The organism is Paenibacillus sp. FSL H7-689, assembly GCF_000517905.1.
Classification (GTDB): domain Bacteria; phylum Bacillota; class Bacilli; order Paenibacillales; family Paenibacillaceae; genus Paenibacillus; species Paenibacillus amylolyticus.
This window is the reverse complement of sequence record NZ_ASPU01000005.1, coordinates 199,700-212,629: the sequence shown is the minus strand read 5'-3', so window position 1 is coordinate 212,629 and position 12,930 is coordinate 199,700. Positions and strand designations below refer to the sequence as shown.

At 48.3% G+C, this 12,930-nt stretch carries 7 protein-coding genes; all 7 read right to left on the bottom strand.

Annotation, left to right across the window (positions count from 1 at the left end):
* Positions 1-278: 278 nt before the first annotated feature.
* The 7 genes from C170_RS03600 to C170_RS03570 all read right to left on the bottom strand — a co-directional run bounded on the left by C170_RS03600 (position 279) and on the right by C170_RS03570 (position 12,730).
* Positions 279-1,784 (bottom strand): alpha-glucosidase/alpha-galactosidase, encoded by a 1,506-nt coding sequence (locus C170_RS03600; protein WP_036606325.1) that lies wholly within the window; start codon positions 1,782-1,784, stop codon positions 279-281.
* Between the two features lie 189 nt (positions 1,785-1,973).
* Positions 1,974-2,987, bottom strand: coding sequence for an AraC family transcriptional regulator (locus C170_RS03595; protein ID WP_036606323.1), 1,014 nt, complete (start codon positions 2,985-2,987; stop codon positions 1,974-1,976).
* Positions 2,988-3,353: 366 nt separating this feature from the next.
* Entirely contained in the window at positions 3,354-5,690 is a 2,337-nt protein-coding gene (locus tag C170_RS03590) for a rhamnogalacturonan lyase (RefSeq protein ID WP_036606541.1), read from the bottom strand.
* Positions 5,691-6,537: 847 nt separating this feature from the next.
* A complete protein-coding gene (locus C170_RS03585; RefSeq protein ID WP_200868486.1) occupies positions 6,538-8,982 on the bottom strand; it encodes a glycoside hydrolase family 6 protein in 2,445 nt (814 codons plus the stop codon).
* Between the two features lie 570 nt (positions 8,983-9,552).
* Positions 9,553-10,629: an efflux RND transporter periplasmic adaptor subunit gene (locus C170_RS03580; RefSeq protein ID WP_036606321.1), complete on the bottom strand. Its 1,077-nt coding sequence runs from the start codon at positions 10,627-10,629 to the stop codon at positions 9,553-9,555.
* A gap of 28 nt (positions 10,630-10,657) precedes the next feature.
* Positions 10,658-12,028 (bottom strand): ABC transporter permease, encoded by a 1,371-nt coding sequence (locus C170_RS03575; protein ID WP_051446980.1) that lies wholly within the window; start codon positions 12,026-12,028, stop codon positions 10,658-10,660.
* Positions 12,029-12,046: 18 nt separating this feature from the next.
* Positions 12,047-12,730 (bottom strand): ABC transporter ATP-binding protein, encoded by a 684-nt coding sequence (locus C170_RS03570; RefSeq protein WP_036606319.1) that lies wholly within the window; start codon positions 12,728-12,730, stop codon positions 12,047-12,049.
* Positions 12,731-12,930 lie beyond the last annotated feature (200 nt).

Sequence of the window (12,930 nt, the reverse complement as noted above, 5' to 3'; positions counted from 1 at the left end):
TTTCTTTCAACTTTGCTTATATTATCCGGCTGTAATCCTACTCCAAGTCATAGTACAAACAAAACTGCCTCACCCTCAACTCTTTGTGAGAAGGTTCATTCCAGTTAGCGCAGGAAAAAGGTACTCATTATTATGGAGCCTTTGCCCGCTGGACTTCCCCTCAAAATTCGCAGGTTTCCATGGGTGATACCTCTTTTGCCTTTGTTATCCGTGGTGTCGAAAAAAATAGAAATAAACAGGGCCCCTCCAATTTTGGAGAGGCCCTTACGCATTTTTATCTATTGCTGCACTTTCTCGCGATCTTTCCCTTTATCGGATTCCCCCGCGTTTTTGTTCGCGGCATCGCGATCCTGTTTCATCTCTTCCACTGTTTTCACCTTAAGACGTGCTGCACCTTCATATTCCTTTGTTGGAATCAAGTCACCTGCAGCAAGTCTTGCTTCTGCAGCTGCAATCGCATCTCCGTACTGCGGCAACCATTTGGTCTGCGCAACCAGCATCTCGTCGACCATCTGCCAGATCTCTTTTGGATTACATACGGCACCCACGAGCGGGTCCATCATGAACGCCTGACGAAGTAATTTGTCATCTCCGTTCACCGCGGCTTCAACCGCAAGACGTTGCACGGAAATGCTCACATTACATACCGCAGCCGGGCCAAGGGGCAGATCGCCTACATGTGGCATAGAGATGCCGTTGCGATCCACATATCCCGGTGCCTCAATAATCGCATCGTCCGGCAGGTTCGAGATGACTCCATTGTTAACGGTATTGAAATGTCCACGATAGACACGTCCCGTCTCCAGTCCCTCGATAATATACGAACCATGCTCCTCGCCCCGTTTTTCCGGAATGAATTGCATCGGTTCATCCTTCATCCAGTTTGGAAAATCAGTCTCGAACCAGTTGCGTCCCTCGGTACATACGCGCAGATACCCACCTGTCTCTCCATTGATCCAGTTGCCCAGGTCGATCCATTCGTTAATCTCTTCCGGACGTTTGCGGTACCACGGCACATATTCACTCAGGTGACCATTTGATTCCGTGCTGTAATACCCAAAGCGGCGCAGCATATCGATCCGCACTTTCTCGGTGCGGCTGTACTCTGGATGTTTCTCGAAGGCTTCGAGCAGATCACCTGTAAGGTCTTTGCCCTCATGAGACGCTTGAATATACCAAGTCTGATGGTTGATGCCGGCACAGATAATATCCACTTCGCTCTTCTTCAAGCCAAAAGCTTCAGCAATCTGATGATGACCATGCTGTACGCCATGACACAGGCCGATTGTCCGTACACCGCCGTACTTGTTGCAAGCCCATGTGAGCATCGCCATCGGATTGGAATAGTTCAAGAGCAGCACGTCCGGTGCGCTCTGTTCACGAATATCTTTACAGATGTCCAGCATCTCAGCAATTCCGCGTTGTCCATACATAATCCCGCCTGCACACAGCGTATCGCCGACACATTGGTCTACCCCATATTTCAGTGGAATGTCCACATCGGTTGCAAATGCTTCCAGTCCCCCAACACGAATCGTACACAGTACATATTTTGCATCTTTCAACGCTTCTTTCCGATCCGTTGTTGGCTGAATCTGAATATTCAATCCATTCTCACGGATATCCCGCTGACACAGCTCAGTCACCATGTCCAGATTGTGCTGGCTAATATCGCAGAACGCAATCTCGATGTTGTTAAACTCGGGTACCGTGAGCAAATCCCTTAACAATCCCCGTGTAAATCCGATACTTCCTGCCCCGATAAACGCCACTTTAAAAGACATCCCTATGTCCTCCCCTAATCCGAATCTTTCGCTTCGGTTAATGACTCTCTTCATGAAATCATTGTACCAACCGCATATAGGGAAGCGTTATCAAAATCATGACCTGTTCAAGATCTTGTTGTCAAAAATCCTAACTTTTACGCGCCAGTCCCACTAATCGATATGTCTTCGAAAATAACTGCAATCGGCTCATTCATCCGACGGGTACTGACTAACATGTCGTTCCATAGAGGAGCGAAATTCGACCGGAGTCATGCCCGTCGTCTTCTTGAATAACATATGAAAATACTGACGACTGCCTACTCCAACATAGTCGGAGATTTCCGAAATAGGAATATTCGTCTGCTGAAGCAGCATCTTGGCCTTCTCCATTCGAAGCATCGTCAGGTAGTCGGTAGGTGTGCGCTGCGTGTGCTGACGAAAAATACGATGTAAATAGCCTGGATGCAGATTAACTGCTGCCGCAATATCCTTCATCTGAATGTTGCGATCCATATTGTGATGCATGAATTCAATGGTTCGTTTGACGTACAGTTCCGCCTGATCTGGCGCACTCCGGCTCATTTCTCCGCGCAGACGTGCAACACGGACCAGCAATTGGATAAACAGTGTACGCACCAGTATTCCCTGTTCCGGTGACGAGAGATTCCGGGCTTCACGGTGATGTAACCTTTCCTCTGGTGGAATAATCCTCATCGGCACAGTTGATCTTCCCTGCTCCAGTAGACCACGCTGATCGAGTTCCAGTACCAGACTTTTCATAATGTGATACACTTCTTCCGGGTCAGGCAGTACCAGATATGGCGAAGCATTAGTCAGTAAAGCTTGGACTTCTTCCTCTTCCAGCGCAAGCTGGCGAATGGATAACTGTCCGGGAGGAGAGCCTGAGAATCCAAACTCCACATTGAGCATCCGGCAAGGAACACCATCTTCCACCAGCAAACGGTGCGGGACACCTGCGTCGAGCATGATGAACTGCCCTTTTTTCAAAACGGCCTGCTCCGAGCCCCCATCCGGCATCTGCACATCGACCCGGCACATTCCCGAGATAATATACATGATCTCTGTGGAATCATGATGGTGATAGGACATACGATAGTTGTCCCATTGCTTGTAATAGTACGCGTAGAAACGCGGCCCGCAGTCCTCTGTTCGCAATGCCTCCTGATACAGGCTTCCTGTCCAGCGCTTTGTGATGCTCATATCCATACCTCCATTCCTACAACGATCGATCCTCACTTTTCTCCATTGTAACAATTCTGTCGGCTGGATATAAACTGTCTTCGTTAAAAGCCTCATTGTATTATTTAATTAGATAAATACTACCGAGCATCTAAACTCCAACGATGTAAAAGAATGACGTAACATAGATGGCTGGGAACAAGCCAAGCTCTGCCCGCAGATCCTTATGTAAAAAAGCTCTGAAACCTCCATGTGCCGAGACACATGGGGATTCCAGAGCTTCTAAGCTTTAATACTAACTCTTAAAAACTGATGCTTCCTTACGTTACAGCCTGATCATGAACACATGTTATGTTGCTATTGCTAGCTATTATTACTCCGGCCTGCTTACTTTCCGCCCTTACCTGGCGTGTAGAACTTAGGTAGCGTTACTTTCGACCAGTCCATATCCGATGCCATGTAGAAGGACGGATAGGACGGCTGATTGTATCCACTGTTCTGTCCGGCAATGCCCACACGATACATCGCATCATGCATGAGCGTGTACAACTTGCGGTCCGTTTTCTCGGTACTCAGATAGATACGAATCGCGGAACTGTCCGTGGTTCTCACCAGCATCTCTTCCCGCCAATCCCCGAAGATATCAGCTACAAGAGAAGGTGTACCTTTGGTGTGATTGTTAGTCAATGTGCCTGTTGCCGTCAGCAACGTGCCACGATTCCAGTCTTTGATGGTTGGTGTAACATCAATCGCACCATCAACGATCTGTGTCGTCATATCACCAGCCCAGCGGATATTCATATTTGTGCCTGGCGCCTGATCACTGATTTTCTCACCCTTAGCTGTCCACAAACCTACAGCCCATGTCTCCAGCCCACGGCGAGTCGGATCAACATCACCCACCATGCCGCGACCGGTATCTTTCCCCGTGTACCCACCATAGATTACTTCTCCGGTCTTCGCATCACGCAGGGAATAGCCGTATGGCGCCCACGGACCACCCTCGTGAACCATGAAAATTTCAAGTCCCGGACGATCCGGGTCGATATCTGCCACATGAAGTGCGTCCCCATGGCCCAGACGAGCAATGGTTCCCGGTGAAGCACTCTCGGCAGGCATCAGGTCTGTGGAGCTGTACAGCACGCTACCGTCATGATCAATCGTAGCGGAGCCATAGATAATCTCCTGTTTGCCGTCTCCATCCACATCCGCCACACTGAAATAGTGCGCACCTTGAGTGGTAATGGAGCCATACTGCGGATCTGTACCATCCACACCATGCGGTCCGTCATTGAACGGGTTCTTCATTGGCGTCCAGCCGCTGTCCACTTTCCATTCCTTTTTCAGTTTCTTGCCGTCCCAATTGTAGGCAACCATCGTTGAACGTGTATAGTATCCGCGTGCAAATATAGCAGATGGTTGCTTGCCATCCAAATACGCCACGCCTGCCAGGAAACGGTCCACCCGATTCCCCGGTTCAATTCGTGCCATCGCATAATCGCCCCACATCAAGCCATCATCATGACGCTCGGGTTCATATGGAATGGTCTCCAGCTCTTTGCCTGATTTGCCTTCAAATACCGTAACATACTCAGGACCGTCCACGATAAAACCTTCGAACTTGCGCAACTCATTTCGGTTACTGCGTTCTACCGCGTACACATCAATGAAGTAGTCGGCCAGACTCTCGGCATCCTGCTGAGATAATGGGTAATTATATTTTTTCTCGATTCCAAAAGCTTCTTCTAATGTCGCAGGCCAGTTCCCCTTCACAACCTCGTCGTGCTTATGCCAGTTTCTGAACATATCCACCATATGATCGTAGTAACCATCCGCACTTAAACGATAATCATCTTCGTTCGAATACCCTGCCTTGCGATCCTGCTTCGGAAGCGTGATGTACTTCTCGGAGGTTACTTTTCCTTTTTTGTTATATTTGATAATCTTCGTACCCGGAGCGGTCTTGAACATCATCTCGGCCTTGCCATCCCCGTCAAAATCGTAAACGAGCATCTGTGTATAATGAGCACCTGCACGGATATTGACCCCAAGATCGATCCGGTACAACAACTGACCGTCCAGGGTGTAAGCATCAATGTAGGTTTTACCGGTGTACCCTTTTTGCGATACGTCCTTGGCGTTGGAAGGGTCCCATTTGACGAAAAACTCATACTGACCATCCCCGTCCACATCACCCACACTCATGTCATTGGCGGAATACGTATAAGCTTCTCCCGCAGGCGTCACACCATCAACGGGTTTTTGCAGTGCAATGTCCACATACCCGTTCGCCCAAGATTTGACGGATGCACTGCGTTTGCTTTCCTTGCCCTTCTTGTTCACCGCCGCCACTTCATAACGGGAAGACGATTTACCCGCGGTATCTACATAGTTGGTGCTGTCGGTGACGGTAGCGATCTTTTTCCCATCACGATAGACGTTGAAGTCCGTACCTGTCAGCCCTTTGTCGCTATACCCTGTGGCCTCGTCACCAAGCAATCTCCAACTGAGAAAAACACCTTCAGATGTCGATGCAGCCACCAAACCCCGATCCAGATATTCCAGTTGAATCTCTTTCACGTGACTGCCCCCCTTATGTGATTGCAGACCAGCCTCCGTCGCCCCATTACCGTTCGAAGCTTCCGCTCCGGTAATCCCAGCTGTTCCTCCAATGAGCAAAGCTACGCTGAGTGCCGAAGAGAGCACCTTGGCTGCAAGTGGCATACGAGCCTTCCTGCGACCGGATTGCCGACCTGACACCGATCCCTTATGTACCGGCGCTGTTGTTTCTGAGTTCATCCACCTTCACGCTCCTTGAGACAGAATGGGTAACGCATATACACATTGATGATGATTGGACGTTCAATCATCCACACAGACCTTCTTCGAAAGAAGGTTCAACCCGCAATGATTACGCTTACAAAATTAAAAAAGAGAAATTAGCTTGCCCGACTACCCGAGTGCGGTCCCCCTTCCATTCTCTTTCCAATCCGAGCGAGGTGATCCCGCCCATCGGGTTCTATTATAGACATCCTGCCTGCCAGACCCTAGGCAAATATCCGTCCAAAACGATTAATAATCAGTGTTTTTAGGAGTCATTTTGGAATATCAACCCGATGACGCTTCAGTCGGAAGGATGATTTAAGCTCACCGCCAAGTTTTCTCTAACGATTCTCACACACCCTATTGGGGCGTTAAACTCCAACAACGAATCCTAACGAATCTCAGCAACCTTATTTGGACCAAACCGGGTCTAAACGGGGCAAAATCCACCCTAATTAACTGAATAGCGTGTCTACGATTCGTTAGAATTTTCAACTGTATCAATTCAACTAAATAGCGTGCCCTCTGTTCGTTAGAAAAGAAAGAGGGCTGCCCCCTGATCATTTTCATGACCAGAGGACAGCCCAGCTTAATACATCGGCTCTCACATCCTAATTCGGATCTTCAAACGATTCTAAATACATTTTGATGTGAGAACTTCAATCTAGAATGACTCTTGAATGCATAGCAAAAAACCGCAATCCTCTAACACACAGAGGATCGCGGTTAAGACAGTTACAAATAAAGTTTAAGGCTCCATGCCCCATACCAGGTTTCCACCTTGGTGGAGTGTTACCTTGTTCCAATCCTGGTAGGATGTTTTCGTTGGATCGAAGGAGTAGTCATTCGTCTCGTCAAAGTTGGACCAGTCTGTTTTGTACATGCGAAGCTGGATGTCTCCAGTCTGTCCACCAGCCTGAATGCTGCCAGCGGCAGATGTGAAGCTCAGCTCTACATACGAGTCTGTGAAGGTCCGCTGGATATTGGCTCCGCCAACTTGAGCGTAATCGATGGCCGAATCCATCGTAGCCGAGCCTTCTTTGGAGAAGTAATAACGGATCTTCAGATCACTCAGATTCACAGCAGTACTGCCCAAGTTTTTGATGTTGAAATACGGTTTGATCTGGCTATCTTGAGCATTGGTATCTCCAGCACGATATTGCACGACAAGATCACTCGTTGGTACAACGACACTTTGAGGTGTCGCGGAAGCTACAGCGGAATCGGCACTTTGCCCTGCTGCATTCACTGCACTTACCACATAATGATACGTTGTGCCGTTCGTCAGGGAAGTGTTGGTGTAGGACGTACCACTCACATTCGCCGCGATCGTTGTGAACGGACCTGTTGCACTCAGCGCGCGTTTCACATCATAACTTGTTGCACCTGTAGAAGCGGTCCACGTTAGGCTCACCTGTGCATTGCCTGCAGTTGCTGTGAGAGCAGTCGGTGCAGCTGGCGCCGTTACACCTGCAACAGGTGTAGCTGTTGCTGTTGCAGAGTTAACACTTTCACCTACTGCATTTGTTGCCGTTACCACATAATAATAGGTTGTACCATTGATCAGACCGGTGTTGCTGTAAGATGTTCCACTTACATTAGCTGCAACTGTTGTGAATGGACCTGATGCACTCAGTGCCCGCTTCACACTATAACTTGTAGCCCCTGTAGAAGCAGTCCACGTCAAGGAGACTTGAGCGTTACCGGCAGAAGCCGTCAATGCTGCTGGTGCTGCCGGAGCTGTTGTTCCGCCCGGAGGATTGCCTCCACCGTTACTTGCAGGAAGTACAGGGAATGCGTTTTTCACCAGTGCCACAAATTGATCATGGAACCAGTGACCCGATACCGGAGCATTAGGCAATGCACCTGTTAATACACCATCCCGAGTTGTGAAGGTTGGATCACACATCCGGTCAAAACCTTTGCCTTCGTTATTCGGAATTTCGGAGCTGGAGCCATCGGATTCACCCGGAGGTTTCACCCATACATAAGCATCCAGATGCGCTGGTCCTGGTGCAGCCTTAGGTGCTTCACCAATACCTGCGCCACTGGCATTACACCAGTTCCCCCGATGCTCCCGGCGATCTACACGTCCGGAATTCACATAATCGTTGATGTTGCTGCCCGTAGCAGATGCTGGACGGTCTACCCCGCCCCACCCATTCCGGCTAGTATCAATCAAGAAACCTGTGCTGCTTGGCCAGCCAGCTTGTACGAAATCGGCATACAGCGCAGCGGTGAAATCGGTTTCGTCAAAATAAGGATTCCACTCATAAAACTTGGCAGATTTAATCGGTTGTCCACCGATATTGAGATCAGGGTTAGACAGGTTCGGCTCCCCCAGCGGTGTAGTGTTCGCTGTATTTGTAATGAAGCCATCTGCACTGCTCAGACCTGCGGCTGTCCCTTGCACAACACTTGTATACAGCGCGACTGCTGCAGAACGGTTGTTATCCCATCCAAGCCAGCCGGAGTGGCCGATATCCAGATAGTTGTACACATTAGGAATGGCGTGCAGCTTGTCCAATGCATACTTCACACCCGCCTCATAGATACCTGTTGAGCTGGCTTGACCACAAGCTGGTGTACTCAGGTTGGTCACGAGGTTAGGCAGACTGTCCGGTTCAATGACAGCAATAATGCGAATATCCTGATACTTCGGATCTGCGAAGATATCTGCGAGCACATCAATATAATCCGTTTTATAGGTCTGCAGTGCCGCCTGTGTTAGTGGAAGCTCACCATTCGATGCAAGTGCATGACAATCCCGTCCGGGCAGATTGTAAATAACAAATGAAGCGGTGATCGGTGTACCCGGTTTCTTTTGAGCGAGAACGGCATCAAGATGTTGCTCTACACTTTTGCGACCAGCGTTGTCCGTACCGCCATAGATCGCAGCAATCCGGTCAACCCATACTGCGGTTGGATACGATTTGACGGTCTCCATCTTGGCCTTCAACGACGCATCGTTGGTCAGTGCAATGGACGTATCCACGAGAGCTGAATAGTCCTCGTTCAGATAAGCGGTTGCCCCTACAAATGGATTATCCACATGTGCTTCAGCCGCCTGAGTCAAGCCTGGAGACAGTCCAGGGAAAATCCCCGCAGCGAGCAGCGTTGCTGCAAGCATTTGTTTTACACCTTTGCGCAGGATCTTCTTACCTCTCGATTTGGTTTTCAATTTAGTCTTCATAGTTCCACCTTTCCTTTAGTTAGATTGGGTTGTACTCATGTCTGATCCTCTGTGTCATTATGATGCTTAGCACGAAGAGAACGTTCGGATGAGTTGGTTATATCACCTCCAAAAGAAATGGTTGTATAACTGGAATCTTGAGCAAACAAATGGTGTGTGAGGGCGAATCATGTGAATGAGTATAATATGGTGGGTGTGGTTGAACGTGTGTTAGACATGAAGAAGTGTGAACAATGACTTATGGGATGTCTGAATCCTAAATTGGGTAAGCGCTTTCTTAAAACGGTTAAAAAAAAGGTCTTCGCCTATCCATCTACAAACATGATGTTCGGTGTCACCTCCTTATGTTCTGATTATACGACATGTAAATTTTACTGTAAATTGAATTATATAAATTTAATTATATTTTTTTCCATAAATCAGGCAGGAATCTGGACATCCCTTGCTCCAAAAGACACACGAGGTCCATCGTGGCAATCTGCCACAATGAACCTCGTGTTTTACAATGCCGAATTAACCGTTCGCCTAGCTAGTCACTACATATAATGTCTTGTTCTTATATTCCTACATCTAAGGCAAAACGACAATATCTCCCGGTTTCAAGCCACTAACTACTTCTGTCTTGTCCCCCGATTCCATTCCAGCCTGGATCGTCAGCGGCTCGGTCTGTCCATTGCCTTTGTCTAACAGTACGTAAGGCTCGGTCTGATCCCGCATGATCGCGAGGCTTGACACTACCGTCACTTTATCCTTCCGCATTGTCTCGATATCGCCTTCCAGACTCACGCCTCCATACATTCTGGCGTCCGGCTTCAGATCAATGACCACATCAAACTGTGAAGCTTGCTTGAGGTCCGTATCGGTACTCTTGCGGGCGAATTTGGACACCTTACTCACCTTCCCGGTGAATTGCAGGTCTTTCTGCGCTGTCATTCGCACCTTAACTGGCATGCCCACCTTGAGCCTGAACATTTCTTCCTCACCAACAATCGTCATAAATTTCAGTTTGCTGATGTTTGTAATAGACCCAATCAGCTGTCCTTCCGTCACCGCACGTGTCTTGCTATCCTCTTCATTCATCTGAAATATACCGGAAGCGGAAGCATACACAACAGACTTACTTATAACTGCCTGCTTTTTCTGTATCTCCTTCTCCTTGAGGACCAACGCTTTTTGATTCAATTCATTCGTCAGGCGTTTACCTTCCCGATCTGCAAATGCCTTCTTGCGCTCCTCTTCCGTCACGCCAAGGGACTCACTCATATTCGCCTGATCCAGGGTAACCTGATTCATCTTGTTTTCCAGCTGAGCTTTCTCCAGATCACTCTGCAACTGTTCTACTTCCGTTTGTAACGTGGAAGTATCGAGGCTAAACAGGATATCGCCTTTGCTCACCTGCTCACCACTTTTCACGTGCCACTGCTTGATGTTGGAAGCATACGGAGCGAAGATATCCGTCTGATCGGTGTATACGGATTTCCCTTTCACCTGTATCGTTTGCGTCATCGTTTCCTGTGTCACATCAAAGGTAATCGGGGGTGGAATCTCTATAGGCGCCTCCGGTTTTGGCTTGTACTTTTCATACAGCCAGTACCCTGCACCTGCCAAAAGTACAACGGTGATGATAATTTTAATCCATTTCTTCATGTGCCCAATTTCCCTTTCGCTGATAAAATTACATTGATTTGATCACAGTTAATGCATTGGTCCGAGATGCGCTGATTGCCGGATATATACCTGATACAATGCCAACCAGAATAGCAAAAACGATGCCAAGTGGCAGAGCCGACTGCTGAATAACGACGGTCATCGGACCATTCATCTGATCTGCCATCTGACTCGCCAGCAGACTGTTCACCCCGCCGAGGGCAGCAAAGGCGATCCCCACACCAGCCACGCCGCCCATTAATCCAAGCATCGCTGCTTCCGTAATAAACATCTGACGGATCTGCCACAGATTTGCGCCCAGCACCTTCATCACACCAATCTGTTTACGACGCTGATGCGTAGACATAATCATCGCTACAATAATGGATAATGAGGCCAGCAGCATGATAAAACCACCGATCCCCAATGCCGCTTTTTGATACATCGCCAATTGACCTGCCATCGCTTCCTCCTGGAACAGATTACTCTGTGTGTTTAACGTCAGCTTTTTAATCTGTTCTTCCACCTGGGATACATAACGTTTGTCCTCAACCTTGACCAGAGCTGAGTTAAGATGCTTGGCCGCACTGCTGTCGGCCTGCTGTAATCCAAGCTCATCCTGCAATGCACGAGCTGTATCGAGCGGCAGATATACTTTTTTATCGTTTTGAGCGCTCATATCATCCATGTTGGAAGGCTTCATCAGTTCTCCAGACACGCTTATAGAACCACTCATTTTGGTTTTACTCGCATTCGCATAATCTTCATATCGAAACTGAATACGCTGCTGCACCAACTGATCCTGCTTCGCAGACATTTCCGTAAACTGCTCCAAAAGCTCATTGTTATATGGATCAGCATTCAACTGCTCGAATAGCTTCTGAGTTACTTTGGGGTCCACGAGTCCAAATGCAGCCCCATAACTGGTTACCGCCATACGACCATCCTCTGCCCCACGTCCCTCAGCATACTTGTATCCAAACCCGCCCAGGGTCTCCAGCTGGGTACCAATGACCTCAACATACGTGCTGCGACCATCCGGAAGCACCATTTCCAGCGAATCCAGTTTTAACATGGGAGCCACGGCAACAACATGAGGAAGTCTTTGGATAATCTGAATCTTTTCCAACGTCAATGCTCCCCGTTCAAACTTCGATGTCTGACCATTCCCCTTGCCGTTCCCAGTACGTATGCCTTCATTGGGCGTAATTGTGATTTCATCCATCTTGTAATTGTCGTTCAATGTTTTCTCGCTATAGGTCTGTACGGACTGCCCCACGCTAAGTGCAATGATCATGGCGGCAGAGCCGATGGACAACCCCATCATGCACAGCAGTGTGACCATTTTTCTGCGAATGATCTGTCCCCAGGCCATACGTGCTACATCCCGTATTCTCACATTTCCTCTCCTTTTGCCTCAAACTTCCCTTACAGCTTCTTCGACCAGTATTCCATGTTGCAGGGTAAGCACAACTTGCATCTGCTCCGCGACCTCTGCTTCATGTGTCACAATGACAAAGGTTGTATTCATATCCCGGTTAAGCTGCTGCAAAATCGCAATAATCTCTTCCTCCGTCTCGGTATCCAGATTCCCGGTAGGCTCATCTGCAAAGATCACCGAGGGTTCGGTAATGAGCGAACGTGCAATACTGACACGTTGTTGTTGACCGCCCGACAACTGGGACGGGAACAATTTTGTTTTTTCACCCAGTCCCACTTGTTCCAGCAACTTCAATGCTTTTGCTTTACGTTTCGAAGGGCTTATCCCCATAAACACCAAGGGTAACTCTACATTTTCCCGGATCGTAAGATTGGACAGCAATTCATAGGATTGAAAAATAAACCCGATATGACTGCGCCTGAACTCAGCCAGGCGATTTTCACTGAAACGTACAATATCTTGTCCCGCAATTAGAATCTTGCCCTGATCCGGTTTCATCAGCCCTGCCATCAGATTCAGCAGTGTGGATTTACCCGAACCAGAACTGCCCAGCAGGGCTACCATCTTGCCTTCTCCAATCGTCAGGTTGATATCCTGAAGCACCGGCACGGTTCCCTGGCCATTGCGGAACGAGTGGGATAATTGTTCAACTTGAAGCATTGCTACATTTCTTCCTTTCTACTTGCTAAATATGTACAGAGGTTGTTACGTAAAGATTCGCGTAGCACATTCCCTTATCATTATAGGGTGGAGATGTATCCGGGCTGGCCCGAGTTGTATCCAACTTGTAACATGTCATAACAAAAAGACCTTGTCCGCAGAGCAGCTATCGCTCCATCAGACCAAGGTCTTATGTTCAT

Excerpts from the sequence above, each read along its gene's own strand:
- C170_RS03600 (WP_036606325.1), bottom strand. The coding sequence starts at position 1,784 with ATGTCTTTTAAAGTGGCGTTTATCGGGGCAGGAAGTATCGGATTTACA.
- C170_RS03595 (WP_036606323.1), bottom strand. The coding sequence starts at position 2,987 with ATGAGCATCACAAAGCGCTGGACAGGAAGCCTGTATCAGGAGGCATTG.
- C170_RS03590 (WP_036606541.1), bottom strand. The coding sequence starts at position 5,690 with ATGCCACTTGCAGCCAAGGTGCTCTCTTCGGCACTCAGCGTAGCTTTG.
- C170_RS03585 (WP_200868486.1), bottom strand. The coding sequence starts at position 8,982 with ATGAAGACTAAATTGAAAACCAAATCGAGAGGTAAGAAGATCCTGCGC.
- C170_RS03580 (WP_036606321.1), bottom strand. The coding sequence starts at position 10,629 with ATGAAGAAATGGATTAAAATTATCATCACCGTTGTACTTTTGGCAGGT.
- C170_RS03570 (WP_036606319.1), bottom strand. The coding sequence starts at position 12,730 with ATGCTTCAAGTTGAACAATTATCCCACTCGTTCCGCAATGGCCAGGGA.